Below are 25,069 nucleotides of genomic sequence, written 5' to 3'. Positions count from 1 at the left end.
GGTTATTCTCCACCCGGCGCCGCGTCAGCCGCGGCCACTTGCAGCAGTAATCCCTTGCGGCCCACCACCCGGACCTTTTGACCGGGTTGCAGCGGGGTGGCGCTGAATACTTGCCACTGTTCTCCTTGCAGGTGCACCCAGCCGTTGCAAGCGCTGTCGGCCTGCAGCGATGTGACTGCCGTCACGCTGCCCAGCAACTCGGCATCGCCAGTGACGGCGTGGCGCGGCCGGGTTTTCAGGGCGCGGATCAGCAGGTAAATCAGCAGCAGCGCACTGATCAATCCCAGGCCGATCATCAACGGCACAGGCACCTCGGTGTTGGTCAGAATGATTGCGCCAATCACGAACATCGCGATGCCGCCCAGACCGATCACGCCGTAATTGGGCAAGGCTGCCTCGGCGATCAGAAACGCAATGCCGAACGTGATCAGCCAGATCCCGATGGGGTTGGGAACCAGGAGCACGACGGTGTCGGCGGCGAAAACCGATCCGCTCAAGGCCAGCAGCAACGCAACGAAACAGCAACGAGTGTTCACGTGACCCTCCGGGAGAGTCAGGGTGTTCTGTGGTGTTCTGTATACAGTCTAGCTGAGCGGTTGGCTGTACGATTTTTGATCAAATTTAGACGTCTGCCGACGAGCAGATTTCCCACCGGATAGCCCCGGCGGGCCTAAACTTTTAAGGGTGTAAAAGGGTTAATCATTGTCCGCCAAACGTTGTTGCGGACACCGAGGTGCATCATGCGTATGGCAAGAACCGTGCAGAACAGCCTGGACAAGGCGCACTGCGAATATGACATCGTTTCCCATCCTCACTCGGCCAGCAGCCTTGAAACTGCGCGGCTGGCGGGCATTCCTGCCGAACGGGTGGCCAAGTCGGTGATCCTCGACGATCAACACGGGCATTTCTTGATGGCGGTGCTGCCAGCCAGTCGTCACCTGGACCTGAGCAAAGTGCGCAGCAGTGGCGAATGGCAGGTCTCCCGGGAAAGCAATCTGCCGCATCTGTTTGATGATTGTGAACGCGGCGCTGTGCCAGCCCTGGGCGAGTCCTATGGACTTGATGTGGTCATCGACCCGCTGTTGACCCGCCAGAAAGACATTTACCTGGAAGCCGGCAACCACACCAATCTGCTGCACATGGACATGCCGCAGTTCCTGAAAATGGTGCCGCATGCCGAGGTGCGTGAGTTGAGCCAATGAGTTTTGCGGCATCAGTGATACCGTCATCGCGAGCAAGCCACGCTCCCACAGGCTTTCGCAATCCTGTGGGAGCGTGGCTTGCCCGCGATTGACTGCAAAGCAGTCACCCAATCATTTGCCAAAAAAGGAGCCATCCATGGAATCCCCAATCCATAGCCTTCCATCCCTGTTCAAACAACTCGGCCTGGCCAGCGACCCGGTCAGCATCGACCAATTCATCGCCACCCATTCACCGCTCAAGCCCGAACTGCATCTGGCGGATGCATTTTTCTGGAGCGAGAGCCAAGCGCAGTTATTGCGGGAGGAGATTCTGGATGACGCGGATTGGGCGGAGGTGGTGGATCAACTGGATGTGATGTTGAGGAAGGGGCGGGGGGTGTAAAAAAATCCGGGGAAAAATGGCGAAATGTAAAAAAAACTGGTGGGCGGTAAAAAAACTGAGGAAAAATCCAATTTTAGAGTTTTTTCTAGGTTGCTCATGAAACGTGAATGGACCAGCATCTAGACCTGAATTGAGGTCTTAATTATGCAAAATGTTCTGGCCGACATCGCTGTCAGCGTGTCTGAGTTGAAGAAAAATCCATCCGCGGTACTAAACGGCGCCCATGGAGGGCCTGTGGCGGTGCTAAATCACAATCGCGTCATGGGCTACATGGTTCCGGCCGATGTTTTCGAGTGCATGATGGAGCGACTCGATGATCTTGAACTGGCGGAAATTGTTCGCTCTCGCAGGCATGAGACACCGGTGCCGGTAAACCTGGATGACCTATAAGCTTGAGTTCCTGCCGTCCGCACGCAAGGAGTGGGACAAACTAGGTCATACGTGGCGCGATCAATTCAAGGAGAAACTGGCTGAGCGACTTCAGCTCCCGCGAGTACCGTCAGACTCACTACATGGAATGCCTGACTGCTACAAAATCAAATTGCGCTCATCGGGGTACAGGTTGGTGTACGAAGTTATTGATGAACGTGTGGTCGTTTCCGTGGTGGCAGTGGGTAAGCGTGAACGCAGCGCTGTTTACGACCGGGCCAAGAAACGTTAATAGGCTTTCCGATCTTTCTATTCCGCCGCCAGTGCCCGCCTGGCGACAAACTCTGTTTCGATCTCGTCATGACCGAAGTATTGGCCTTGACGTTTTGATAGCCGTGCTGAGTCCACTTTCCTTCGCAGGAAAGTGCGGTATTCCTTTGATTCCGCAGAATCCAGGGTGTTTTCAAACACTGCTGCAGGAGTTTTAGTAATTGAGTGAGTTTCAGTCCGGTAGAAATCGTTACGCAGTTTCGAATGCTGCTGCGATTCCTGCCGAAGCTAGTCATGAGCCATGGCCACCAATTTGTTTCAAAACTTGACCAACTTTCCCTTCCAATGCGATATTGATAGTTAGCAAACTAACAGTGTGTTTCTCCTCGTGCCGAAAACCCTCGACGCTCTCCAGATGAACATCAGCAGCTCCATGGTGGTGGCCGCCAGGCATTGGCGAAAGATCTGCCAGACCACGCTGGTCAACTATGGAATTTCCGAAGCCTGCGCCGTCCCGTTGCTGATGATTGGGCGTTTGGGCGAGGGCGTTCGGCAGGTGACGGTGGCGCAAGCGGCGGGGATGGAGAGTCCGTCGCTGGTGCGTCTGCTCGATCAGTTGTGTCACGCCGGCTATGTCTGTCGCACCGAAGACGTCCATGACCGGCGCGCCAAGTGCCTGAGCCTGACGCAAACCGGCCGGGACTTGGTGCAGGCGGTTGAAGTGGAGCTGGTGCGCCTGCGTCATGAAGTGCTTGAAGGGATCGACCAGAGTGATCTGGAAGCTACGCTGCGGGTATTGAAAGCGTTTGAAGCGGCCAATGCGCCGTCGGTGGCCAACCCTTGAGCGGATTTTTCACTGGCGTTCCTCCAGCACGGGACTGGTTCTACGGGGTGCGCACGTTCGCGGCGTCGATGATTGCGCTGTACATCGCCATGCTTATGCAAATGCCGCGTCCGTATTGGGCGATGGCGACCGTGTACATCGTTTCCAGCCCGTTCGTCGGTCCTACCAGTTCCAAGGCGCTATACCGCGCCGTCGGCACCTTTCTCGGTGCGGCGGCTGCGGTTTTTTTTGTGCCGATGTTCGTCCAGAGTCCCTATGTGCTGGTGGTGGTGATCGCGCTGTGGACCGGGACGTTGCTGTTCCTGTCCCTGCATCTGCGTACGGCCAACAGTTATGCGCTGATGCTCGCCGGCTACACCTTGCCGTTGATCGCCTTGCCGGTGGTGGATAACCCGTTGGCGGTGTGGGATGTGGCTGAAGCGCGAACCGAAGAAATTTTCCTCGGCATCGCGGTGGCGGCGGTGGTCGGCGCGATGTTCTGGCCTCGACGGCTGGCCCCCGTGTTCAACGATTCGGTGAGCAAGTGGTTCGCCGACGCCTCGACGTACAGCCAGCGTTTCCTCAGCCGCAACGTACAACCGGACGAAGTCAGTGCCTTGCGCTCGGCGATGGTCGCGACCTTCAACAGCCTGGAATTGATGATCGGTCAGTTGCCCCACGAGGGCGCGCGGCCACAGACGGTGCGCAATACCAAGGAATTGCGCGGGCGAATGATTCACTTGCTGCCCGTGATCGATGCCCTTGATGACGCGTTGTATGCGCTCGAACGACGTACACCCGAGCTTGTGGATAAGTTCGCGCCGGCGCTCACCGCGACCACCGAATGGCTCGATCACAAGGATGCTGACATCGGCCGTTGGCAGGCGCTGAAAGACCGACTCGAGGCGCTGCAACCGTCCGCCGAAGCGTTGGATGATCGCAAGCAGCTGCTGTTTTCCAACGCGTTGTATCGCCTCGGCGAGTGGATCGACGTGTGGCAAGACTGCCGCAGCCTGCAACAGGCGATTCAGTGCGAAAGCCAGGACAGCTGGCGTGCGGTGTATCGGCATTGGCGCCTGGGTCGCCTATCGCCATTTCTCGACCGAGGGCTGATGCTCTATTCGGCGGCGTCCACGGTGACGGCGATCATCGTCGCCTCGGTACTGTGGATTCTGCTCGGCTGGACCGACGGCGGTGCAGCGGTGATTCTGGCGGCGGTGGCGTGCAGCTTCTTCGCTTCGATGGACGACCCGGCGCCGCAGATTTTCCGGTTCTTTTTCTGGACCGCGATGTCGGTGCTGTTCGCCAGCCTCTACCTGTTTCTGGTCCTGCCCAACCTGCATGACTTCCCGATGCTGGTGCTGGCATTTTCGGTGCCGTTCATTTGCATCGGCACGCTAACGGTCAAGCCGCAATTTTATCTGGGCATGCTCCTGACCCTCGTCAACACGTCGTCCTTCATCAGTATTCAGGGTGCCTACGACGCGGATTTCCTCAGCTTCGCCAACTCCAACCTCGCCGGCCCGGTCGGCTTGCTGTTCGCGTTCGTCTGGACCCTGATCGCCCGGCCGTTCGGGGCGGAACTGGCGGCCAAGCGCCTGACGCGTTTCAGCTGGCGCGACATCGTCAGCCTCAGCGAACCGGCGTCGCTAGCCGAACACCGGCACCTTGGCGTGCAGATGCTCGATCGACTGATGCAACATCTGCCGCGCCTGGCTATGACCGGGCAAGACACGGGTATTGCGCTGCGGGAAGTGCGTGTGGCCTTGAACGTGCTCGACTTGCTCGCTTACACGCCGCGCGTGGTCGGCGCGCCGCAAGCGTTGCTGCATCAAGTGGTGGCCGAGGTCGGCGAGTACTTCAAGGCGTGTTTGAAGGCTGGGGAGCGATTGCCGGCCCCGAGCCCGCTGCTGATGACCCTCGACCGCGCCCGCCGCGCGCTCAATACCGACTGCGATGACGGCGCGCGCCTGCACTTGCTGCACGCATTGAGCGGTTTGCGTCTGGCCTTGCTGCCCGGTGTTGAATTCGTCAGCGCCGGTGAACTCGAAGAACCGCTTCCCCATGGCATTGATGGAGCGCCTTTATGATCGGTGACCTGGATATCAGCGGGGTCTTCCTGCCCACGCTGCTGGTGCTGATGGGCATTACGTATGTGTTGTTCCTGTTGGTGCACGGGTTGCTGACGCGCCTGCACTTTTACCGTCTGGTCTGGCACCGGGCATTGTTCAACGTGGCTCTCTACGCCTTGCTGCTCGGCGCCGTGGACTCACTCAGTCGATACCTGATGACATGAAAAAACCTTTTTTGACCCTGGGTCGCGTAGTCCTGACCCTGCTGATCGTGAGCTTCGCCGTCGTCGTGGTCTGGCGCATGGTGATGTATTACATGTTCGCCCCGTGGACGCGGGACGGGCACATCCGTGCCGACATCGTGCAGATCGCCCCGGACGTATCCGGTCTGATCCAGCAAGTGGCGGTGCGCGACAACCAACTGGTGAAGCGCGGCCAGGTGCTGTTCAGCATCGATCAGGACCGTTTCAAGCTGGCCCTGCGCCAAGCCAAGGCGGCCGTGGCCGACCGTCAGGAAACCCTGGCCCAGGCGCAGCGCGAAGCCAAGCGTAACCGTGGCCTGGGCAATCTGGTGCCCGGCGAGCAACTGGAAGAGAGCCAGTCGCGGGTGGCCCGCGCCGAAGTGGCGTTGATGGAAGCCCAGGTGGCCGTGGACAGCGCCCAGCTCAACCTCGACCGCTCGACCATCCGCAGCCCGGTGGACGGTTACATCAACGACCGTGCGCCGCGGGCGCAGGAGTTCGTCACGGCCGGGCGCCCGGTGTTGTCGGTGGTGGACAGCAATTCGTTCCACATCGACGGCTATTTCGAAGAAACCAAACTGGACGGCATTCATGTTGGCCAGGGTGTCGACATTCGAGTGATCGGCGACCGCGCACGCCTGCGCGGCCATGTGGAAAGCATCGTCGCCGGCATCGAGGACCGTGACCGCAGCAGCGGCAGCAACCTGCTGCCCAACGTCAATCCGGCCTTCAGTTGGGTGCGACTGGCCCAGCGGATTCCGGTGCGGATTGCCTTCGACGACGTGCCGGCGGATTTCCGCATGATCGCTGGCCGGACCGCCACCGTATCGATCATCGATGACCAGTCGCAGGAGCCCGCGAAATGAGCAGGGCCTCGGGTTTGGCGGTCGCCGGATTAGGTTTGTTGCTGTCGGCCTGTCAGGTGGTCGGGCCGGATTATCATTTGCCGGACGAGGCGGCCATCCACCGTGAAGATCTGCAGGGTGACCTGGCGGTGGACGGCAAAAATGTCGTTTCCGCCCCGGTGCCCGCCGATTGGTGGCGCTTGTATCAGGATCCGCGCCTGGACCAATTGGTCCAGCAGGCGATGGCCACCAACACTGATCTACGCGTTGCGGCGGCGAGCCTTTCCCGAGCTCGCGCTCAAGTCGATGAGGCGCAAGCGGCCGGTGGCTGGAGTGGCGGTGTGAAGATGGGCGCCCAGCGTCTGCAGGAGTCTGGCGAAGCCTTTTTGATACCGGAGAAAGTGCCGGTGGCCAACGTCGGCGACATCGGCATTACCACCTCGTATCAATTCGACCTGTTCGGCACGCTGCAACGCGGTATCGAAGCCGCCAAGGCCAATGCCGATGCGACACAAGCGGCCGCCGATACGGCACGCATTACGTTGGTCGCCGATGTGGTCCGGGCCTACACCCAGGTGTGCGCGGCCAACGAAGAGCGGGAAATTGCCCAGCATTCCCTCGATCTGCAAGCCCAGGGCACGACGCTGATCCAGCGTCTGCGTGATGCCGGGCGCGGCGATGAAACCCAGGTCACTCGCTCGCAAACCCAATTCAAATCCTTGCGCGCCGACATGCCGCGTTATGAGGCCGCGCGGCAGGCCGGGTTGTTCCGCTTGTCGATGCTGTTGGCCAAACCGCTCGACCAATTGCCCGCCGGCACCGCCACCTGCGCCGAATTGCCGAAAATTACCCAATTGTTGCCGGTCGGTGACGGCGCCACTTTGCTCAAACGCCGCCCTGACGTGCGTCAGGCCGAACGTCGACTGGCCGCAGCGACCGCCGGCATTGGTATCGCCACGGGCGAGTTGTACCCCGACATCAGCATCGGTGCGACCGTCGGCACTGTCGGCATTCTGGAGAACCTCGGCAAACCGTCGACCAATCGCTGGGGCTTCGGGCCGTTGCTGAGTTGGACCGTGCCGTCCAACGGCTCCCGGGCGCGAATCCGCGAGGCGGAGGCGACGACCCAGGGCACGCTGGCGCATTTCGACGGCGTGGTGCTCAACGCCATCCGCGAGGCCCAGACCAGCCTGGCGCAGTATTCCGCGCTGTTGCAACGTCGCGATGCGTTGGCCGACGCCGAACAATCGGCGCAACTGGCCGCCGACCAGACCCACCGCTTCTTCCAGGCCGGCCGCGCGTCGTTTCTGGCTGACCTGCAAGCGACCCGCACCTACACCGATGTGCGGGCGCAACTGGCTTCCGCCAACACGCAAGTTGCGATGAGCCAGATCGATTTGTTCCTCGCCTTGGGCGGCGGTTGGGAAAGCGGACGAACGCAAGGCACGAACACCAGCAAACCCTGAGGCCGTTGCTATGCTTTGAAATGATGAAGTCGCGCGTCGACTTCATCGATCAAGGCTCGCGTTGGTCATGGGGATCTAATAATGAAAAACCCTTATGCTCCCGGCTTCTGGTGCGCTATCACGGCATTGGTTTTGCTGTCGGCCACCTATTTTTACGGCGTCATGCTGTCCCACCAGATCGACAAGGCTCTGGTGTTTCTCGACAGCGCATCCGCGCTGATTGCCGCGATGGCAATCGTCGTGGTGGCCTGGGCTTCTGTCCAGGGCCAGCGCATCAAAAAAAGACAACTCGAACAAGGCAAGACGCTGGTGCTGATCTGGGACACCAAGGTGGCTTTGCGTCGGGTCGAAACGGTGTTTGACCGGTATTTCTGGGGCAGCTACTGGCAACCGGGGCGCACGTTCCAGGAAGTCATGGGTGAACTCACCGGCACGCCGCTGGAAAAAAGCCTCGAGACCTTGAAAAAGCAATGCCTTGAACTGGACAAACAAGTTTCTGACGACGGCAGGCACTGGCTCAATAATGCCCGTGAACTCTCCGACGTGGCGGCTGCCATGGCCCGTGAACGCTATCAGCTGGACTTCTGCGATCCACGCGCGGAAGTCACGGGCGGGGCGGTGATCAATCGGGATTTTGAAGTGCTGGTGTATACGTGGACGGCGCGGCTGAAAAGTTTTGATCATCAGTTGGATGAGATTGAGGTCCAATATTCCTGAATTGATTTCGCCTGAACCGACGCTATCGCGGGCAAGCCCGCTCCCACAGGAATTGCACCGAACCTGTGGGCGCGGGCTTGCCCGCGATAGCGATTTCCTGTGCGCCGAAACTCTCAACCCCCGCATGCGGTCCATAGACACTCTTTAACCTTTAATCATTGGGTCGCCCAACGCGCCTGATGCTAATCTGCTTCGCACTTTTCACGCAGTCGTGACCGCAACCCGACATGGGTTCAGGGAAGACGACACACTTTCAACAACGGACATTGACTGGGTCATACATGAATAAATCAGCAGGCGTGCTTCTTGGAATCGTCGTTGCCATCGGTGCAATCAGCGCCGGTGGTGCCTGGTACACCGGCACCAAAATCGAAGGCGTGCTCAACACTTCGATCGCCGACGCCAACAAAGAGCTGAACGCTGCGCTGGTGGGGTCCAATGGCACGGCTTCGCTGGAGCTGGTTTCGCTGGAGCGTCATGTGTTCAGCAGCACCGCGCACTATCGCCTCAAAGGTGAGGGTGAAATGTTCGGTGAGACCCCGGTCGAATTGCTCTTCGTGGATCACATCGAACACGGCCCGCTGCCGTTTTCGCGCCTGGTGTCGCTGAAATGGCTGCCGGTCATGGCCACCAGTCACTACGAACTTGAAAGAACCGCTGCCACGGAGAAATGGTTTGCCGCGGCCAAGAACCAGTCGCCGCTCAAAGGCCTGGTCAATATCGGCTACGACAACTCCACCAATGGCACGCTTGAATTGCTGCCGCTGGACGTAGCGCTGGATGCCAAGTCCAACCTGAAGTTTTCCGGCCTGAACCTCGACGTCGCTGCCAGCGCCCAGGCCCAAAAGATCAAGGCCAACGGTTACATGGACAGCATGACGCTGACCACCGTGGCTGAAGACCAGACACCGGTGAAGGTTGAACTGAGCGGTCTGACCGTGGCCAGCAACCTGATAAAAAGCACCTACGGTTACTACACCGGCGAGAACACCCTGGAGCTGACCGACAGCAAAACCACCTTCGGCGCCAAGCAATCCGTACTGGGCTTGAAGAAATTCGAGATGAAAAACCAGACGGAAGAGTCGGGCACCAGCGCTTCGGGGCGTGCCGATTACAAGGTTGACGAGGTGTCCCTGAACGGCAAGGCGTTCGGTTCTGCACAGTTGGCCATGAGCCTGAAGAACCTCGACATTCCGGCGACCATGTCGCTGATGCAGATCTACCAGACCAAACTGCAACCGTACGAGAAAGCCGCCGCCGAAGCCGCTGCCGCTGGCGAGCCGGCTCCAGAGTTGGTTTTGACGCCGGAAGAAAACGCTCAGGTCAAAACAGGCCTGGAAAAACTGCTCGCCGCTGGCCCGCAGGTTGCTTTGGAGAATCTGTCGTTCAAATCCACCAATGGTGAAAGCCGCGCCAATCTGGTGCTCGACTTGACCAAGCCACAGTCCATGGACCTGCCGTCGGAGCAACTGATCCAACAGTTGATCGCGTTGCTGGATGTCAATGTGCAAGTGTCCAAGCCCATGCTCGTTGACCTGCTCACCGTGCAGTCGCAAATCGACGGCCAGACCGACGCCAAGCTGATTGCCGACCAGGCAGCAGCGACCTCGGACATGTTCAGCAGCATGGCGGTCGGCACGCAATTCGCCAAACTGGATGGCAACAATATCGTCAGCAAATTGCACTACGCCAACAGCAAGGTGGAATTCAATGGCCAGAAAATGACCTTTGAAGAGTTTGTCAGCTTCGTGATGAGCAAAATCGGCGGCGAGCCACAGGTTCAATAAACCGCGCGCTTCAACAAAACGCCCGGCCTCTGCGAAATGCAGACGCCGGGCGTTTTGCTGTCGGGTGTCTGAAGACTAATCCTCGTCCCGAATCAGCCGCCACGCCTCATCCACCGGCAACGGTTGTTTCATGCGTTCAGCCAGCATTGCCATCGCCCGCTCTCGATCGCAGGCCACCGCGGCAGCCACCACGCCGTTCTTGCTGAACAGGCCAATAAAGGGTGGATGGTTGGGATCGCCCTTGAACTCGACCTCGTCCCAGGATTCGGCGTGGCCGAGGTAGTCGTAGTTTTTCCCGAAGTGCCAGGTCCAGAAATACGGCACATCCAGATAATGCTCGTCGCCACCCAGCATGTTGGACGCGGCGATGCGGGCCTGTTGCTGGGCGAGGCGCCAGTGTTCGATCCGTTGCGGCTGACCATTGAGCGGGAAGGTCGCGATATCACCGACGGCCCAGAGCCCATCAGTCACGCGCATGCCGCCATCGACCTGCAGCGACTGATCCTTTGCCTTGGGCAGATCGGCAAACGCCTCGGTCGCGGGTGTCACGCCAATGCCGACCAGCACCAGGTCCGCGGGCAATCGTTGGCCGTTGTCCAGATGCACCGCTTCGACCTTGTCCGTTCCTTCGATGCGCACGACCTCGCCATCGGTGTGATACACCACGCCGTGAGCCTGATGCCGGGCGCGAATCGCCTTGCCCACTGATTCGCCGAACTGCTTGGCGAACGGCACCGCATGGCGAGCCAAAACCGTGACGTCCAGCCCGTATTCACGCAGGGCTGACGCGGATTCCATGGCAATAAAGCTGTCGCCGATGATGAGTGCTTTCTGACCGGGTTTTGCCGCGTCCAGAATTCGCTGAGCCTGATCCCTCGAACGCAGCAGGAAGACTTGCGGCAGATCGGCGCCCGGCACGGCCAGTGGTTTTGGCGTACCGCCGGTTGCCAGCAATGCCGCGTCGTAGCTCAGCGTTTGACCGTCAACAAGGTGCAAGGTCTTGTTGGCGCAATCCAGACGTGCCACTTCACCGTGCAGTTGTTCAATGCGCTGCGTTTGGTAAAAACTTGCATCACGTAGCGGCGGGACTTCTTGCGGCGGCATCTCACCGGCAATCACGAATTTGCTCAACACCGTGCGGTCGTACCCGGCGTCGGGTTCCCGGTCGATCAGGACGATGCGACCGCCGAAGCCCTTTTCACGCAAAGCCGCCGCACAGGCCGTACCTGCCGCGCCGGCACCGACGATGGCGAACGTCCGCTCATCGTCCGCGGGGGGCGTGTGAGCGTCGCTCATCGGCTGATCATCGACCCAGACCTCGCCTTCGCGCACTTCAAGCGGATAACGCTTGAGACTGTCCAGCGACGGCGGTTCACATAACGCGCCGTCTTCGATCCGATACGCTGCCTTGTGCCACGGACAGATCAGGCGCCCATGGCATAGCGCCCCATCGGCCAGCGGCGCCCCGGCGTGTGGGCATTCGCCCTGGAATGCGCGTAATTGATCGCCAACCCGCAGCAGTACAATTTTGGTTTGCCCGATCTGGACTTCAAGGCCACGATTTTCGGGCACATCGGCGAAACGGGCGACGCGTTGCAGTGCCATGATCGGTCTCCAGGCAGGCGTTTCACCTATTGAGTTTGGCGCTTGTTTAGAGGTTCAGCCAATTCCTGCTGCCACCGCACGAACGGTACAGCTATAGTTCGCAAGCCGACGACGGCCCCATCCGCACAAGGTGCTCCGGAATGACCCGATTGACCTCTTTGAACCCTTGGCTGGCGGCCGTTGCCGTCGCCCTATGCGTGCAACTGCCAGTGCAGGCCCAGGAACGTTTCACCCTGAACATCCCTGGCGTCACGGATGACCGCCTGTTTACCTCGGCCGCCGCCAGTGACGCGCCCAATTGTGGTGGGCACAACCAGTCACCGGCCTTGAACTGGAACGCGGGGCCGGCGGGCACCCTCAGTTACGCCATCGTCATGCATGACCCCGACGGTGCGAAAGGCCAAGGTGTCGATCACTGGGTGCTTTACGGCATCAAACCGACCACCCACCAGATCCCGGCCGGCGTCGGCGCCAAATCCACCCTGGAAGGCGTCGGCGGCATGAACGTCAAAGGCACCACGGGTTATATCGGTCCTTGTCCGCCGATCGGCGATAGCGCGCACCACTACGTCATCCAGATTTTTGCCCTGGACCTGGCACCGGACGCCTTGCCTGCTGGCCTTACCCGCGCACAGCTACTGGAAAAGATCAAAGACCACGTGCTGAGAAACAGCAGCGTAGTGCGGCGTTATCACCGCTGAAGATTCTTTTCACTGCGGTTTAACCCGAACCTGTCGGGCTGTCCGTCTCAGAGGATGAATGGATCAATTTCCTCCTGAGGTCAGCCCACATGTCCCTCCCTCTGCATTTCCTCCGCCCGGCCGCCCAGGGTTTCGCCATCGGGTTGTTGCTGTCCGTTGGCGGTTGCGGCGTTTCCTCCAAGCCTGAATCCGCTGAAGTGGCGCCGCCGGCTCAAGGTGCGATGACGACTGAAGCATTAGTGCGCAGCGAACCCATTGCTGCGGATGCGTCCATGGCTAAACGCAGCGTACGTCCGGCACCTATGGCAAGTTTTGCGCCAGAGGTGGCTGCGCTCGGATATCGCGATGAGCCGCGCGAGCAGTATCAAGCGCTGGCGGATAACCCGATTCACAGCGTGGCAGAAGCGCCAGTCTCGACCTTCAGCGCCGATGTCGATACCGGCGCTTATGCCAATGTCCGCCGCTTGCTGAATCAGGGTCGCCTGCCACCGGAAGGCGCGGTGCGACTTGAGGAAATGGTCAATTACTTTCCCTACGACTACGCGCTGCCCACTGATGGTTCGCCCTTCGGCGTGACCACTGAGCTGGCGCCGTCGCCGTGGAACCCGCATACGCGATTGTTGCGCATAGGCATCAAGGCGTCTGACCGCGCGGTAGCGGAACTGGCCCCGGCCAATCTGGTGTTTCTGGTGGACGTGTCCGGTTCGATGGACCGTCGCGAGGGTTTGCCGCTGGTCAAAAGCACGCTGAAGTTGCTGGTCGATCAACTGCGCGATCAGGACCGGGTTTCACTGGTGGTCTATGCAGGCGACTCGCGTGTGGTGCTGGAGCCCACGTCCGGCCGCGAGAAAGCGAAAATTCGTACCGCCATTGATCAATTGACCGCTGGCGGCTCCACCGCTGGCGCCTCGGGCATCGAGCTGGCGTATCAAATGGCGCAGCAGGCCTTCATTCCCAAGGGCATCAACCGCATCCTGCTGGCCACCGACGGTGACTTCAACGTCGGCGTCAGCGACTTCGACAGCCTCAAGCAAATGGCTGTGGATAAACGCAAGACTGGTGTTTCCCTGACCACGCTGGGTTTTGGTGTGGATAACTACAATGAACACCTGATGGAGCAACTGGCTGACGCCGGAGACGGTAATTACGCCTACATCGACAACCTGCGCGAGGCGCGCAAAGTGCTGGTGGATCAACTCGGATCAACCCTCGCAGTGGTGGCGAAAAACGTGAAGCTGCAAGTGGAATTCAACCCGGTTCAGGTCAGCGAGTATCGGCTGTTGGGGTATGAGAATAGGGCGCTCAAGCGTGAGGATTTCAGCAACGACAAGGTTGATGCTGGCGAAATCGGCGCAGGACACACGGTGACGGCGTTGTATGAAATCGTGCCCAAGGGCGAGAAAGGCTGGCTGGAGCCGTTGCGCTATGGTCAGTCGGAGTCGGTTGTTTCCGGGAATGCTGGAGAGTTGGCGATGTTGCGCGTGCGTTATCAGTTGCCGGAAGGTGGGAATAGTCGCTTGATCGAGCGGCCGATTTCGGGTGATTCGGTCGGAAAAGCCAGTGATGACCTGCGATTTGCGGCAGCCGTGGCGGCTTTTTCCCAGCAATTGAAGGATGGACGTTATACCGGTGATTTCAGTCTGAAGGACACCGAAGCCCTGGCGCGTGGTGCGCGGGGTGACGACCGATTCGGTCTGCGGGCGGAGTTCGTGCAACTGGTGGAGTTGGCGCAAAGCCTGCGCACCACAACGGCCTCCAACAGTGAGCCGCTGAAGGGAGGCTACAACTGACATGTCAGCGCTTGAACCGAGCGACGAATCACTGCTGGCCCGCTATCGTGCGGGCGACGGGCCGGCGTTCGAGATTTTGTACGCCCGTCACCGCCAGGGGCTTTATCGATTCCTTCTCGGCCTCAGCGGTAAACCCGAACTGGCCGAAGAGGTGTACCAGGACACCTGGTTGAGCCTGATCCGCAGCACCAGTCAGCCACAGGGCCGGGCGAATTTTCGTACGTGGCTCTACCAGATTGCCCGCAATCGGTTGATCGATCACTGGCGCAAACATGGCATTCACAACCCCTTGCACGACAGCTATGACGAACAGACCCACGCCGTGATTGATGAGGCGACCAATCCGGAGCAGCTGCTGAGCCTGAGCCGCGACAGTCAGCGCCTTGAAGCCGCCCTGCAAAACCTGCCCGCCGACCAGCGCGAAGTGTTCCTGCTTCGCGCTCACAGCGATCTCGATTTCCCCCAGATCGCCACCCTCACCGAAACACCGCTGGAAACGGTGAAAAGCCGCTTGCGCTATGCCCAGCAAAAACTGCGTCGGCTGCTGGCCGAGGAGGTACTGACATGACTGACGCTCGCAAAACACCGGAAGACCAAGTGCTGCAGCATTTTCGTGAACACAGTCGCGATGAGCCTCCGGCGCATCTTGATGCGTTCATTCTGGCCGCCGCACACCGAGAAACCCCTGCGCCGAAACCGAGCCTGTGGCAGCGCTGGGTCAAGGCTTGCCAGAAACCTCGTTGGCAAGTCGCGTTCGCCAGCCTCGTGGGTGTCGCGCTGATGCTAGCGCTGGTGCAACGTACGCCAGAGCAAGTGCCAAGCTATGACTTCGCACCCGCACCCAAAGCATCGGCCCCGGTTACCAAGAAGGAGTCTGCGCAGGTGGCGCGCTCGCTCGCGGCGCCCGCTGGCGCGATGTCTGCGCCAGCGCCTGCCGCGCCAATGGCTGATTTTGCCGCCCCCGCGCAGACCGAATCGATCAGCGCTGAAATGGCGGAAGAAGCGAAGGTCAGCAAGCCCCCGGTGATGGCGCCGGCAAAGTTTATCGACGATCAATTAAGGGAAGTGATCCGCCTGCAAAAAGCGGGTCAGACTCAAGCGGCCACTGACCTGATGGCGACATTGCACAAACGCTTTCCAAAGGAAAATCTCACGGCCAGACTCAAGGCATTGCAGAAAAACTGAGACGCAAAGCGGTCGTCCATTTGGCAACAAGGCCCGAAAGCGCGCACTATCGGGCCATAGCCGATGCGTTGGAGGAAGCCGTGGCGAAAAAAATCGATCGCATCGCCCAAATGCTCAACTGCCCTGTGAAAGGGGAGGATATGAGGCGGGCAATTACCGAGAGTCGTAAGGAGTTTCTTCTTGCTCAGCAGGAAAAGGAGGAGCTTGAGGAAGACGTCCTTGATGAGGAAGAGGTCGAGGACGAAGAGGATGATGAGTACGACGAGTTTGATTGGACGACGGAATAAACCAGAACTGGACCCAAATCCAGTTGCCCTGCTCAGAGACAACACCCATAAAAAAGCCCCAGACCCTAAGATCTGAGGCTTTTTCATTTACGACGTATGGTGCACCAGGCGGGATTCGAACCCACGACCCCTGCCTTCGGAGGGCAGTACTCTATCCAGCTGAGCTACTGGTGCAATGCGGGCGCCATGATACTCATATGCACTGCGGGCGTCCATGCTGCTGAATCGACTGTGGTTTTCGCAACCGTAACAACCGTTTGCTACGTTGATCAGAAAAATTGGGCAAATGCGGCGTTTTCGTTCTTTTTTTCGAACAGGCTATTGTCCTTTACCCCCTTTGATCCTAGGATTCGTTTGAGATTTCAAACGCTCTTGTCTGGGTGCTGAACCGCACGAGTTTCAATCAGTGCGCTATTTATGTGCTTCAGCCCGGTGAATGATTTCCCTGACGGCAGCCTTTGAGGCGCCTTTCTACAATCATAATTCGCTCCGCGCTGGTCGCGGTGCTGTTAAGGAAAGCCGACATGCAGCTTAAAGACACCCAGTTGTTCCGCCAGCAAGCCTTTATCGATGGCGCTTGGGTCGATGCGGACAATGGTCAGACGATCAAGGTCAACAACCCGGCAACGGGCGAAATTCTGGGCACTGTGCCGAAAATGGGCGCTGCCGAAACCCGCCGTGCAATCGAAGCCGCTGACAAAGCGCTGCCGGCCTGGCGTGCACTGACCGCCAAGGACCGTGCTAACAAGCTGCGTCGCTGGTTCGAACTGATCATCGAAAACCAGGACGACCTCGCTCGTCTGATGACCATGGAACAAGGCAAGCCATTGGCCGAAGCCAAGGGCGAGATCGTTTACGCCGCTTCCTTTATCGAGTGGTTCGCCGAAGAAGCCAAGCGCGTCTACGGTGATGTGATTCCGGGTCACCAGCCAGACAAGCGCTTGATCGTGATCAAGCAGCCAATCGGCGTGACCGCTGCAATCACCCCGTGGAACTTCCCGGCTGCAATGATCACCCGTAAAGCCGGCCCGGCTCTGGCCGCCGGTTGCACCATGGTGCTCAAGCCTGCTTCGCAAACCCCGTTCTCTGCGTTCGCCCTGGCTGAACTGGCCCAGCGTGCCGGTATCCCGAATGGTGTGTTCAGCGTAGTGTCCGGCAGCGCCGGCGACATCGGCAGCGAGCTGACCAGCAACCCGATCGTGCGTAAATTGTCCTTCACTGGCTCGACCGAAATCGGTCGTCAGCTGATGGCTGAATGCGCCAAGGACATCAAAAAGGTTTCCCTGGAACTGGGCGGCAACGCGCCGTTCATCGTGTTCGACGACGCGGACCTGGATAAGGCCGTCGAAGGCGCGATCATTTCCAAGTACCGCAACAACGGCCAGACCTGCGTCTGCGCCAACCGTCTGTACATTCAGGATTCGGTCTACGACGCGTTCGCCGAGAAGCTGAAAGTGGCCGTGGCCAAACTCAAGATCGGTAACGGTCTGGAAGAAGGCACCACCACTGGCCCGCTGATCGACGAAAAAGCCGTGGCCAAGGTTCAAGAGCACATTGCTGACGCGATCAGCAAAGGCGCAACCGTGCTGGCCGGTGGCAAGGTCATGGAAGGCAACTTCTTCGAACCGACCATCCTGACCAACGTGCCGAAGAACGCAGCCGTGGCCAAGGAAGAAACCTTCGGTCCATTGGCGCCGCTGTTCCGCTTCAAAGACGAAGCCGAAGTGATCGCGATGTCCAACGACACCGAGTTCGGTCTGGCGTCGTACTTCTATGCTCGCGACCTGGGCCGTGTGTTCCGTGTGGCTGAAGCCCTGGAATACGGCATGGTCGGCGTCAACACCGGGTTGATCTCCAACGAAGTCGCGCCGTTCGGCGGCATCAAGGCGTCGGGCCTGGGCCGTGAAGGCTCCAAGTACGGCATCGAAGATTACCTGGAAATCAAATACCTCTGCCTGGGCATCTGATAAGCCCGGCAAGGCATTGCTTTAAACGCAAAGGGCACGAGAGCGCTGTCCCTTTGCGTGCTTCAAATGGAATTTTCTCTGTGGCCGGGAACGCTATGGCAGTCGATCATCGCATGCTGCCGTAGTTGCCTCCCCGCCGCATTTTCCTTGAACCACGCCGCCCGATGAGCGGTGAATGAGGACTTTATGAGCAAGACTAACGCATCCCTGATGAAACGCCGCGAAGCCGCTGTACCACGCGGTGTTGGCCAGATTCACCCGATCTTCGCCGAGTCCGCGAAGAACGCCACCGTGACCGACGTTGAAGGTCGCGAGTTCATCGACTTCGCCGGCGGTATCGCTGTGCTGAACACCGGCCACGTGCACCCGAAAATCATCGCCGCCGTGACCGAGCAGCTGAACAAGCTGACCCACACTTGCTTCCAGGTACTGGCTTACGAACCGTACGTAGAAGTGTGCGAAAAAATCAACGCCAAGGTGCCAGGTGATTTCGCCAAGAAAACCCTGCTGGTGACCACCGGTTCCGAAGCCGTTGAAAACGCCGTGAAAATCGCTCGTGCCGCCACTGGCCGTGCCGGCGTGATCGCGTTCACCGGCGCTTACCACGGTCGCACCATGATGACTCTGGGCCTGACCGGTAAAGTCGTGCCTTACTCGGCCGGCATGGGCCTGATGCCAGGCGGCATCTTCCGCGCGCTGTACCCGAACGAGCTGCACGGTGTGAGCATCGACGATTCGATCGCCAGCATCGAACGCATCTTCAAGAACGACGCCGAGCCGCGTGACATCGCTGCCATCATCATCGAGCCAGTTCAGGGCGAAGGTGGTTTCTACGTCGCTCCTAAAGAGTTCATGAAGCGTCTGCGCGCCCTGTGCGACCAGCACGGCATCCTGTTGATCGCTGACGAAGTGCAGACTGGCGCTGGCCGTACCGGCACTTTCTTCGCCATGGAACAGATGGGCGTTGCTGCCGACCTGACCACCTTCGCCAAATCCATCGCTGGCGGCTTCCCGTTGGCCGGTGTGTGCGGTAAAGCCGAATACATGGACGCCATTGCTCCAGGCGGCCTGGGCGGGACTTACGCTGGTAGCCCGATTGCTTGCGCCGCGGCCCTGGCCGTGATGGAAGTGTTCGAAGAAGAGCACCTGCTGGACCGTTGCAAGGCTGTTGGCGAGCGTCTGGTGACTGGCCTCAAAGCCATTCAGGCCAAGTACCCGGTGATCGGTGAAGTCCGTGCCCTGGGCGCGATGATTGCGGTCGAGCTGTTCGTTGACGGCGACAGCCACAAGCCGAACGCTCCAGCGGTAGCCGCTGTTGTCGCCAAGGCGCGTGACAAGGGTCTGATCCTGCTGTCCTGCGGCACTTACGGCAACGTTCTGCGCGTCCTGGTACCGCTGACTTCGCCGGACGAGCAATTGGACAAAGGTCTGGCCATCATTGAAGAGTGCTTCTCGGAGCTTTGATCTAAAGTGCTTGCATGAAAATGTGAGCTGATCGACAAAAAACCCGCTTCGGCGGGTTTTTTTGTCCTTCAAAATAGATGCCTCGTTTCAATGACCCGCTTCGACTAAGGTACAAGCATCGCAAAGGGAGCGTGCAGATGACCGCTGTGGTTTTACCGGCTGTACCGCGTGTGCTGATTGCCGAGGCCGATCCCTGGTCTCGCGACCTGCTCAAGCACGTGTTGTTGAATGTGCGCTGCGACGCACGGTTGGACCTGTGCGCCGATGGCCAGGAAGCGTTGCGCCTCCTGGCGGACAATCCCTACGACCTGGTGATCGTCGATTGGGAGCTGCCTGGCATCGATGGCCTGAATGTCTTGCGCAGCGTGCGCCAACGCAAGCGCAATCCGCCGCTGCCATTCATTCTGATGAGCAGTCGCAACGACAGCGCCAGCGTGCGTGAAGCACTGCCCCTGGCGCCCGCGGCGTACCTGACCAAACCCCTGAACATGGAAAGCCTCACCCATCGCCTGCAGGATTTGCTGGTGAATGCTGGAGAGCAGGTGGCCTGTGAGGTGCAAACGCTGGCGCCAGGCATGACCTTGTCGGTGTACCTGGAGCGTCGTCGAGAACTGGCCGAGGGTGCGCCGCTGATGACCGACGTGCAGGTGGCGGTCGATCGCAGCCTCAATCCCGGCGGCCTGGACCTCAACCGCCTGGAAGGCGAAATCCGTACTGACCCGCAGATCACTGCTGTGCTGATCGCGGCAGCCAACAGCGCGGCGCAGCACCTTGGCGATCCGGTCCAGACCTTGGGCCAGGCGTTGCACCGGTTGGGCACCGCGCAAAGCATGAACCTGATACTGGGGCTGACGCTCAAACGCAGCGCCCGGCTCAGCGATCCGTTGCTGGCCGACTACGCCGAGCGTTATTGGGACCTGTCGCTGCACACCGCTGAGTACGCCCGGACGCTGGCGCGCTTGCTGGATCTGGATCAGGAGCGCTGTTACTGCGCGGGCGTATTGCACTGCCTCGGCGATCTCGCGCTGTTGAGGTGTTTGCAGGAATGGAAGCAGGCCGGCGGTGAGCTGGATGAGTGGGAGGAGGTTGGAGACGCCCTGGCCGAGTTCGGCGCAGCGTACGGTTCGGCCTTGCGCACGCGCTGGCGTCTACCGCTGGAGTTGCGAGAGCTGATTGCAGCGGTCTACCAGCTCGGTGGCGGGGTTTACTCCCGCGAAGCCTTGGTGATGAACATGGCGGCGCAATTGGCGCGTCTGACTGAGCATGAGGGCATCGAGGCCTTGGCCAAGAGCCGAACGGCGCGGCTGCTCAAGATCGGGCTGCCGGAGCTGATGCGCTTGCGCAAAAAATAAGCACTACACAAAACCCTGTGGGAGCGAGCTTGCTCGCGATAGCGGACTATCAGCCAACATCAATGTTGGATATGACTCCCTCATCGCGAGCAAGCTCGCTCCCACATTGGTTTTGTGTTTCGCCTGAGGTTGGAATCAGCCTGAGATGATGCGGTTCTTGCCCTGGCGCTTGGCTTCATACATCGCGGCATCCGCACGGGCGTAAAGGCCGTCCAGGCTTTGGTCTTCCGCGGTCAGGCTGGTCAAGCCCTGGCTGACGGTGATACCGAACGTCTTGTCGTCATGACTGAAGCTCAACTGTTGAATCATCCGCTGCAGGCGTTCGGCCACTTGCATGGCCATGTCGGGGGCGCAGCCCGGGAAGACAGCGGCGAACTCCTCCCCACCGATTCGCCCGAACAGATCACCCCGGCGTAATGCGGCGCGACCACTCTCGGCGATTCGTTGCAGCACGATGTCGCCAGTTTGATGGCCGTAGGTGTCGTTCACTGCTTTGAAATCATCGATGTCGAGCAGCAGGAACGCCATCGGCGCGCCTTGCTTGCACGCTTGCGCAAACTCGCGCTGAGCGCATTCGAAGAAGTGGCGTCGGTTGCTGCTTTCAGTCAGCGCATCGGTGGTGGCCAGTCGCTGTAATTCCGCCTCCATTCGTTTCTTTTCGGTGATGTCCTCGGCGATGCCGACGATGATCACCGGTTGGCCCGGTTCGGCCTGGCGATTGATGAAGCACTTGTCGCTGATCCAGCGCACCTGGCCGTCGGCGGCAATGATGCGGTACTCGCGGTCTTCAACAGCCCCTTTCTCCAGCACTTCGGCCAGGCTGCGCTCGGCGTACTCAAGATCATCGGGGTAAATACTGTCTCGCCATTGGTTGTAATCGGACAGCAACAGGCCAGCGGAACGGCCGAAAAGGCGTTCATAGGCCGGGCTGACATAGAGCACCTGGCGAGTTTCCCAATTGAAGGCCCAAAGCACCGCGTTGACGCTCACCAGCAGTGAGCTGAACAGCTGTTCGCGCTCGCTCAGTCGGGCGACTTCGCCCTGGGCATGCATCAGCGCCATCAGGGTTTGCGCGGTGTCGGGTGATTGTGTGAGCGATGAGTCGTGCAGGTTTTTAGGGACCATTGGGACAAATCTCAAAGGGCATGGGCCGCTCGAGGTTCGAACGCGGCTACAACGAAGCCCGCCGGGGGTGGCGAAGTGTCCTTGAGATAGGGGATTTGGAACGAAGTTCCTGAGGGTGCGCCCGCGAACGGGGCGCACCGATCAACGGCGTCAGACAGCGGCGGGGCGCAGGGAGTAGGTCTTCAACTGGTCGGCGAAGTCGCGCAGGGACTGAATCCCGCTGGCTTCAGCTTCGTGAACCCAGTCCTTGATGGCCGCCAGCATGTCGTGACCATTTGAGCTGGTCTTGACCCAGATCTGCTGCAAGGCCAGGCGTTTCTCGTAAATTACCTTCAGCGCCTGACTGTGCTCGAGCATGGTCTGGATGCGCAGGTGGTGTTTTTCATCCAGCAGGCTGGTTTCCCGCGAAAGCAGGCGCTTGGCGCGGTGGAACTGGTGGCGGACCGAATGATCGACCTTTTCCAGTTCTTGCTTGACCAGCGGCGCGATGACCAGCTTGCGGTACTGGGCCATGATCTGGAAACGGTTGTTGAGGATAGCCATGGCAGTGTCCATGTCCAGGTTGCCTTTACCCTCCACACGGTGGGCAATCGGCGCAACCCGCTGGACCTTGGCCAGACGGAAGAAACTGAATACCTGGATCCAGGCCCAGCCGAGGTCGAATTCCCACTTCTTCACCGACAATTTTGCCGAATTAGGATAGGTGTGATGATTGTTATGCAGTTCTTCGCCGCCGATCAGGATGCCCCATGGCACCAGATTGGTCGCCGCGTCGCGGCATTCGAAGTTGCGGTAGCCGATGGCATGACCCAGACCGTTGACCACACCGGCGGCCCACACCGGGATCCACATCATCTGGATCGCCCAGATGGTGATGCCGATGGTGCCGAACAGCATGAGGTCGATGAGCGCCATGATCCCCACGCCCAGCAGCGGGAAGCGGCTGTAAAGCTTGCGTTCGATCCAGTCTTCGGGACAGTTCTTGCCGTAGATGCGCAGGGTCTCCGGGTTTTCCGCTTCGGCGCGGTACAGTTCGGCACCTTTGCGCAGAACCGTGGACAGGCCCTTGATGACCGGACTGTGCGGGTCATCGACGGTTTCGCATTTGGCGTGATGCTTGCGGTGGATAGCCGTCCACTCGCGGGTGTTCTGCGCCGTGGTCAGCCACAGCCAGAAGCGGAAGAAATGTTTCAGGCCAGCATTGAGCTCAAGCGAGCGATGGGCTGAATAACGATGCAGATAGACCGTGACGCCGACAATCGTGACATGGGTCATCAGCAGGGTGACTGCCACCAGTGACCAGGGCGACAAGCCAAGAAAACCTTCGTACCACATAGGCTGTAGGGCCCTCGATAAAGAAAAAAACAGCCGTTGCATTATCACTAAGCCCACAGATAAAACCAGTCGCCCTTTCAGATAAGAGTGGCTGGATGTTTCTTTGACCTATAATTCCAACCATTTTGTAGGGACATGGACAGTCGAATGTCTGCCACATATCGCGATGCCTTGCGTGCAGCGCTGCTTTACCTGGTGCTTTCCATCATCTGGCTCCAGTTTAGCGGCCATCTATTGAACAGTTTCTTCGATAACTCCACTGAGTTACTGCGATGGCAACTGATCAACGGTTACCTCTGGGTGGCGTTCAGTGCCGGCCTGATCTTCATCGCCCGAGCGCGTTTGTTCCGGTGCCTGGGGATCGGCGCCAAATTGCGCGAGCGCAGTGAAGACCGAGAACGTTTGCGTCAGGCCGCCGCGGTGTTTGATTGCACCCGTGAAGGCGTGCTCGTCACTGACAGCAAAGGCCTGATCGTCCACGTGAACCGGGCGTTCATGGAAATTACCGGTTATCAGCGCGAAGAAGTGCTGGGCCAGCGCCCGAACATGTTCAAGTCCGGTCATCATCCGCCAGCGTTCTACCAGGAGATGTTTACCACCCTGGACGGTACCGGTGAGTGGAGCGGGGAAATCTGGAACCGTCGCAAAAGCGGCGAGATCTACCCGCAATGGCAGACTATCCGCGTCATTCGCGACGAGCAGCGCCAGCTCAGCCAATACGTTGCGGTGTTTTCGGACATCAGTGCGATCAAGAATTCCGAACATGAACTCAAGCACCTGGCCAACCACGATCCGCTGACCGCGCTGCCGAACCGTTTGCTTTTCACCGACCGCGCCGAGCAGGCGCTGGCGTCAGCGCAACTGCACAAACGCGGTTGTGCGTTGCTACTGATCGATCTGGATCACTTCAAGATGATCAACGACGGCCTCGGGCACACGATCGGTGACCAATTACTCAAGGCTGTGGCCGAACGCTTGAAAGCCCTGCTCGACCCGGGCATTACCCTGGCGCGCCTGGGCGGGGACGAGTTCGCCGTGCTCGCCGAGAGTTGTCCGCAGCTGGTGCACGCCGGGTCGCTGGCCCAACGAATCATTGATGACCTGCGTGAGCCGCTTCATATCGAGGGTCATCGGCTCTTTATCAACGCCAGCATTGGCATCAGTCTGTTTCCCAGTGACGCCTTGAGCGCCGAACAGCTACTGCGCAACGCCGATTCGGCGCTGTTCAAGGCCAAGAGCGCGGGCCGCGATGGTTACGCCTTGTACACCGAAGAGTTGACCGCGCATGCCCAGCAGCGAGTGGAAATCGGTTTCGAGCTGCGCCGCGCCCTTGAGCAGCAAGAGCTGCGCGTCTACTACCAGCCCGTGCATGACCTCAAATCCAGTCGCCTGATCGGCGTCGAGGCGCTGGTTCGCTGGCAACATCCGCAGCGCGGGCTGGTGTCGCCGGCAGAGTTCATTCCCATTGCCGAGCGCACCGGACTGATTGCCGCGATCGATGCCTGGGTCATGCGCCAGGCTTGTGAGCAGATGTGCCGCTGGCAAGCCGAGGGTGTGGCTTTGTCATTTGTCGCGGTGAATGTTTCATCCCGTTTATTTGCCCGTCGTGAGTTGTATCAACAGGTGGCCCAGGTGCTGCGCGAGACCGGGCTGGATCCGGCGTATCTGGAGTTGGAAGTCACCGAAAGCGCAGTGATGGACGATCCTGAAGTGGCCCTGGAGCAGATGCATCGCTTGCGCGAGCTCGGTGTGCGGTTGGCCATCGATGATTTCGGCACGGGCTATTCGTCGTTGCTGCGACTCAAGCGTTTACCGGTGCAGAAGCTCAAGATCGATCAGGGCTTCGTAGCCGGTTTGCCGTGGGATGAGGATGATGTGGCTATCGTGCGAGTGATTATCGCGCTGGCGCGAAGCATGGGGATGCAGGTGCATGCCGAGGGGATCGAGCAGATCGAGCAAGCGCGCTTCCTGCTCGAACAGGACTGCAATCTGGGGCAGGGCTACTGGTTCGGGCGTCCGGTGCCGGACCAACAACTGGATTGGGCTCACGCGCCGCAAATTCGCTAAGCCGTTTGATTTTCAA

At 59.4% G+C, this 25,069-nt stretch carries 24 protein-coding genes and 1 tRNA gene; 20 read left to right on the top strand and 5 right to left on the bottom strand.

What is annotated here, in order from left to right; all coding sequences use genetic code 11:
- Positions 1 to 2: 2 nt before the first annotated feature.
- The gene (locus ACM6I0_RS06155) at positions 3 to 536 is read right to left on the bottom strand and encodes an NfeD family protein (RefSeq protein ID WP_414921726.1); all 534 of its coding nucleotides are present in this window, start codon (positions 534 to 536) and stop codon (positions 3 to 5) included.
- A gap of 204 nt (positions 537 to 740) precedes the next feature.
- Here ACM6I0_RS06155 and ACM6I0_RS06150 point away from each other — a divergent pair, with 204 nt between their 5' ends.
- From ACM6I0_RS06150 to ACM6I0_RS06100, 11 genes are all read left to right on the top strand, one after another.
- Positions 741 to 1,202, top strand: a complete 462-nt coding sequence (locus ACM6I0_RS06150) for an aminoacyl-tRNA deacylase (protein ID WP_285433317.1) — start codon at positions 741 to 743, stop codon at positions 1,200 to 1,202.
- A gap of 136 nt (positions 1,203 to 1,338) precedes the next feature.
- A complete protein-coding gene (locus tag ACM6I0_RS06145; protein ID WP_414921725.1) occupies positions 1,339 to 1,584 on the top strand; it encodes a DUF2789 domain-containing protein in 246 nt (81 codons plus the stop codon).
- Between the two features lie 144 nt (positions 1,585 to 1,728).
- Complete coding sequence (locus ACM6I0_RS06140) at positions 1,729 to 1,974, top strand: type II toxin-antitoxin system Phd/YefM family antitoxin (protein ID WP_109627204.1); 246 nt, start codon at positions 1,729 to 1,731, stop codon at positions 1,972 to 1,974.
- Positions 1,964 to 2,245, top strand: a complete 282-nt coding sequence (locus ACM6I0_RS06135) for a type II toxin-antitoxin system RelE family toxin (protein ID WP_414921724.1) — start codon at positions 1,964 to 1,966, stop codon at positions 2,243 to 2,245. The genes ACM6I0_RS06140 and ACM6I0_RS06135 overlap by 11 nt, the downstream gene beginning before the upstream one ends.
- 393 nt (positions 2,246 to 2,638) lie before the next feature.
- Positions 2,639 to 3,067 carry a MarR family winged helix-turn-helix transcriptional regulator gene (locus tag ACM6I0_RS06130; RefSeq protein ID WP_414921723.1) on the top strand — a complete coding sequence of 143 codons (429 nt, stop codon included), beginning with the start codon at positions 2,639 to 2,641 and terminating at the stop codon, positions 3,065 to 3,067.
- A complete protein-coding gene (locus tag ACM6I0_RS06125) occupies positions 3,064 to 5,136 on the top strand; it encodes an FUSC family protein (protein ID WP_414921722.1) in 2,073 nt (690 codons plus the stop codon). Before ACM6I0_RS06130 ends, ACM6I0_RS06125 begins: the two co-directional genes overlap by 4 nt.
- Entirely contained in the window at positions 5,133 to 5,342 is a 210-nt protein-coding gene (locus ACM6I0_RS06120) for a DUF1656 domain-containing protein (RefSeq protein WP_008148151.1), read from the top strand. The genes ACM6I0_RS06125 and ACM6I0_RS06120 overlap by 4 nt, the downstream gene beginning before the upstream one ends.
- A complete protein-coding gene (locus ACM6I0_RS06115) occupies positions 5,339 to 6,226 on the top strand; it encodes an efflux RND transporter periplasmic adaptor subunit (RefSeq protein WP_414921721.1) in 888 nt (295 codons plus the stop codon). The genes ACM6I0_RS06120 and ACM6I0_RS06115 overlap by 4 nt, the downstream gene beginning before the upstream one ends.
- Positions 6,223 to 7,671, top strand: a complete 1,449-nt coding sequence (locus ACM6I0_RS06110; protein WP_414921720.1) for an efflux transporter outer membrane subunit — start codon at positions 6,223 to 6,225, stop codon at positions 7,669 to 7,671. Before ACM6I0_RS06115 ends, ACM6I0_RS06110 begins: the two co-directional genes overlap by 4 nt.
- A gap of 81 nt (positions 7,672 to 7,752) precedes the next feature.
- On the top strand, positions 7,753 to 8,388 hold the full coding sequence (locus ACM6I0_RS06105; protein WP_414921719.1) for an NADH:ubiquinone oxidoreductase subunit N: 636 nt from the start codon (positions 7,753 to 7,755) through the stop codon (positions 8,386 to 8,388).
- A gap of 281 nt (positions 8,389 to 8,669) precedes the next feature.
- Positions 8,670 to 10,175, top strand: coding sequence for a YdgA family protein (locus ACM6I0_RS06100; protein ID WP_285433326.1), 1,506 nt, complete (start codon positions 8,670 to 8,672; stop codon positions 10,173 to 10,175).
- A 75-nt stretch (positions 10,176 to 10,250) separates the two neighbouring features.
- Here ACM6I0_RS06100 and ACM6I0_RS06095 read toward each other — a convergent pair whose 3' ends face one another.
- Complete coding sequence (locus ACM6I0_RS06095; protein WP_414921718.1) at positions 10,251 to 11,780, bottom strand: FAD-dependent oxidoreductase; 1,530 nt, start codon at positions 11,778 to 11,780, stop codon at positions 10,251 to 10,253.
- 140 nt (positions 11,781 to 11,920) lie between these two features.
- On the opposite strand from ACM6I0_RS06095, the gene ACM6I0_RS06090 reads away from it, so the two are divergent.
- The 5 genes from ACM6I0_RS06090 (at position 11,921) to ACM6I0_RS06070 (ending at position 15,743) form a co-directional block, all read left to right on the top strand.
- Positions 11,921 to 12,481, top strand: coding sequence for a YbhB/YbcL family Raf kinase inhibitor-like protein (locus ACM6I0_RS06090; RefSeq protein ID WP_414921717.1), 561 nt, complete (start codon positions 11,921 to 11,923; stop codon positions 12,479 to 12,481).
- 89 nt (positions 12,482 to 12,570) lie between these two features.
- Complete coding sequence (locus ACM6I0_RS06085; RefSeq protein ID WP_414921716.1) at positions 12,571 to 14,271, top strand: vWA domain-containing protein; 1,701 nt, start codon at positions 12,571 to 12,573, stop codon at positions 14,269 to 14,271.
- A 1-nt stretch (position 14,272) separates the two neighbouring features.
- A complete protein-coding gene (locus ACM6I0_RS06080) occupies positions 14,273 to 14,839 on the top strand; it encodes an RNA polymerase sigma factor (RefSeq protein WP_414921715.1) in 567 nt (188 codons plus the stop codon).
- Positions 14,836 to 15,456: a hypothetical protein gene (locus ACM6I0_RS06075; RefSeq protein WP_414921714.1), complete on the top strand. Its 621-nt coding sequence runs from the start codon at positions 14,836 to 14,838 to the stop codon at positions 15,454 to 15,456. The genes ACM6I0_RS06080 and ACM6I0_RS06075 overlap by 4 nt, the downstream gene beginning before the upstream one ends.
- Before the next feature lie 20 nt (positions 15,457 to 15,476).
- The gene (locus ACM6I0_RS06070) at positions 15,477 to 15,743 is read left to right on the top strand and encodes a hypothetical protein (protein ID WP_285433332.1); all 267 of its coding nucleotides are present in this window, start codon (positions 15,477 to 15,479) and stop codon (positions 15,741 to 15,743) included.
- A 97-nt stretch (positions 15,744 to 15,840) separates the two neighbouring features.
- Here the strand turns inward: ACM6I0_RS06070 and ACM6I0_RS06065 are convergent.
- Positions 15,841 to 15,917 (bottom strand) — tRNA-Arg (locus tag ACM6I0_RS06065).
- 350 nt (positions 15,918 to 16,267) lie between these two features.
- Here ACM6I0_RS06065 and gabD point away from each other — a divergent pair.
- The 3 genes from gabD to ACM6I0_RS06050 all read left to right on the top strand — a co-directional run bounded on the left by gabD (position 16,268) and on the right by ACM6I0_RS06050 (position 20,526).
- The gene (gene gabD, locus ACM6I0_RS06060; protein ID WP_285433333.1) at positions 16,268 to 17,710 is read left to right on the top strand and encodes an NADP-dependent succinate-semialdehyde dehydrogenase; all 1,443 of its coding nucleotides are present in this window, start codon (positions 16,268 to 16,270) and stop codon (positions 17,708 to 17,710) included.
- A 186-nt stretch (positions 17,711 to 17,896) separates the two neighbouring features.
- Complete coding sequence (gabT, locus tag ACM6I0_RS06055) at positions 17,897 to 19,174, top strand: 4-aminobutyrate--2-oxoglutarate transaminase (RefSeq protein WP_090177104.1); 1,278 nt, start codon at positions 17,897 to 17,899, stop codon at positions 19,172 to 19,174.
- A 137-nt stretch (positions 19,175 to 19,311) separates the two neighbouring features.
- Positions 19,312 to 20,526 (top strand): HDOD domain-containing protein, encoded by a 1,215-nt coding sequence (locus ACM6I0_RS06050; RefSeq protein ID WP_414921713.1) that lies wholly within the window; start codon positions 19,312 to 19,314, stop codon positions 20,524 to 20,526.
- A gap of 135 nt (positions 20,527 to 20,661) precedes the next feature.
- Here the strand turns inward: ACM6I0_RS06050 and ACM6I0_RS06045 are convergent, their stop codons facing one another.
- Both ACM6I0_RS06045 and desA read right to left on the bottom strand, forming a co-directional pair.
- Complete coding sequence (locus ACM6I0_RS06045; protein ID WP_285433335.1) at positions 20,662 to 21,651, bottom strand: GGDEF domain-containing protein; 990 nt, start codon at positions 21,649 to 21,651, stop codon at positions 20,662 to 20,664.
- A gap of 150 nt (positions 21,652 to 21,801) precedes the next feature.
- Positions 21,802 to 22,986 (bottom strand): delta-9 fatty acid desaturase DesA, encoded by a 1,185-nt coding sequence (gene desA, locus ACM6I0_RS06040; RefSeq protein WP_285433336.1) that lies wholly within the window; start codon positions 22,984 to 22,986, stop codon positions 21,802 to 21,804.
- A 147-nt stretch (positions 22,987 to 23,133) separates the two neighbouring features.
- On the opposite strand from desA, the gene dibA reads away from it, so the two are divergent.
- Positions 23,134 to 25,053 carry a phosphodiesterase DibA gene (dibA, locus tag ACM6I0_RS06035; RefSeq protein ID WP_285433337.1) on the top strand — a complete coding sequence of 640 codons (1,920 nt, stop codon included), beginning with the start codon at positions 23,134 to 23,136 and terminating at the stop codon, positions 25,051 to 25,053.
- Positions 25,054 to 25,069: the final 16 nt, after the last annotated feature.

This window comes from Pseudomonas sp. IT-P294 (assembly GCF_949767865.1).
Lineage (GTDB): Bacteria > Pseudomonadota > Gammaproteobacteria > Pseudomonadales > Pseudomonadaceae > Aquipseudomonas.
This window is presented reverse-complemented; position numbering and strand designations above follow the sequence as displayed.

Excerpts from the sequence above, each read along its gene's own strand:
- ACM6I0_RS06150 (WP_285433317.1), top strand. The coding sequence starts at position 741 with ATGCGTATGGCAAGAACCGTGCAGAACAGCCTGGACAAGGCGCACTGC.
- ACM6I0_RS06145 (WP_414921725.1), top strand. The coding sequence starts at position 1,339 with ATGGAATCCCCAATCCATAGCCTTCCATCCCTGTTCAAACAACTCGGC.
- ACM6I0_RS06140 (WP_109627204.1), top strand. The coding sequence starts at position 1,729 with ATGCAAAATGTTCTGGCCGACATCGCTGTCAGCGTGTCTGAGTTGAAG.
- ACM6I0_RS06135 (WP_414921724.1), top strand. The coding sequence starts at position 1,964 with ATGACCTATAAGCTTGAGTTCCTGCCGTCCGCACGCAAGGAGTGGGAC.
- ACM6I0_RS06130 (WP_414921723.1), top strand. The coding sequence starts at position 2,639 with ATGAACATCAGCAGCTCCATGGTGGTGGCCGCCAGGCATTGGCGAAAG.
- ACM6I0_RS06120 (WP_008148151.1), top strand. The coding sequence starts at position 5,133 with ATGATCGGTGACCTGGATATCAGCGGGGTCTTCCTGCCCACGCTGCTG.
- ACM6I0_RS06115 (WP_414921721.1), top strand. The coding sequence starts at position 5,339 with ATGAAAAAACCTTTTTTGACCCTGGGTCGCGTAGTCCTGACCCTGCTG.
- ACM6I0_RS06110 (WP_414921720.1), top strand. The coding sequence starts at position 6,223 with ATGAGCAGGGCCTCGGGTTTGGCGGTCGCCGGATTAGGTTTGTTGCTG.
- ACM6I0_RS06105 (WP_414921719.1), top strand. The coding sequence starts at position 7,753 with ATGAAAAACCCTTATGCTCCCGGCTTCTGGTGCGCTATCACGGCATTG.
- ACM6I0_RS06100 (WP_285433326.1), top strand. The coding sequence starts at position 8,670 with ATGAATAAATCAGCAGGCGTGCTTCTTGGAATCGTCGTTGCCATCGGT.
- ACM6I0_RS06095 (WP_414921718.1), bottom strand. The coding sequence starts at position 11,780 with ATGGCACTGCAACGCGTCGCCCGTTTCGCCGATGTGCCCGAAAATCGT.
- ACM6I0_RS06090 (WP_414921717.1), top strand. The coding sequence starts at position 11,921 with ATGACCCGATTGACCTCTTTGAACCCTTGGCTGGCGGCCGTTGCCGTC.
- ACM6I0_RS06085 (WP_414921716.1), top strand. The coding sequence starts at position 12,571 with ATGTCCCTCCCTCTGCATTTCCTCCGCCCGGCCGCCCAGGGTTTCGCC.
- ACM6I0_RS06080 (WP_414921715.1), top strand. The coding sequence starts at position 14,273 with ATGTCAGCGCTTGAACCGAGCGACGAATCACTGCTGGCCCGCTATCGT.
- ACM6I0_RS06075 (WP_414921714.1), top strand. The coding sequence starts at position 14,836 with ATGACTGACGCTCGCAAAACACCGGAAGACCAAGTGCTGCAGCATTTT.
- gabD (WP_285433333.1), top strand. The coding sequence starts at position 16,268 with ATGCAGCTTAAAGACACCCAGTTGTTCCGCCAGCAAGCCTTTATCGAT.
- gabT (WP_090177104.1), top strand. The coding sequence starts at position 17,897 with ATGAGCAAGACTAACGCATCCCTGATGAAACGCCGCGAAGCCGCTGTA.
- ACM6I0_RS06050 (WP_414921713.1), top strand. The coding sequence starts at position 19,312 with ATGACCGCTGTGGTTTTACCGGCTGTACCGCGTGTGCTGATTGCCGAG.
- ACM6I0_RS06045 (WP_285433335.1), bottom strand. The coding sequence starts at position 21,651 with ATGGTCCCTAAAAACCTGCACGACTCATCGCTCACACAATCACCCGAC.
- desA (WP_285433336.1), bottom strand. The coding sequence starts at position 22,986 with ATGTGGTACGAAGGTTTTCTTGGCTTGTCGCCCTGGTCACTGGTGGCA.
- dibA (WP_285433337.1), top strand. The coding sequence starts at position 23,134 with ATGTCTGCCACATATCGCGATGCCTTGCGTGCAGCGCTGCTTTACCTG.